Source organism: Aquirufa sp. OSTEICH-129A (assembly GCF_054558355.1).
The window spans coordinates 1-255 of record NZ_JBPXKC010000028.1 but is presented as its reverse complement, the minus strand read 5'-3'; the positions used below and the strand labels follow the sequence as shown (position 1 = coordinate 255).

The window sequence follows — 255 nt, the reverse complement described above, 5'->3', positions numbered from 1 at the left end:
TCGCATCTTTCGCGGTAATCGTGATTGTTTGACCTACTCCTGCCGTTTGCGTGCCGCTTCCCGTGATAATCAACTTAGTCGCTGAGCCTGGGTTTACCGTTATAGCACTCGAGCTTACTGGAGCCCCTGTTGCTGGACTAAACGTGAAGCTACCTGAGCCCGAAGTTCCTGTAAACATTAAGCCTAAGCTTGTCAAGTTCGCCACTCCACTACTAAAGTCGCCTGCTCCATTTAATTTATTCGTGCCCGATAAGC

1 protein-coding gene is annotated in these 255 nt (G+C 49.4%); it reads right to left on the bottom strand.

Features of this window, described 5'->3' with window-relative positions:
* Positions 1 to 255 (bottom strand): hypothetical protein (locus SKC36_RS12370; RefSeq protein ID WP_459466083.1); only part of this gene is annotated, 255 nt, incomplete at both ends.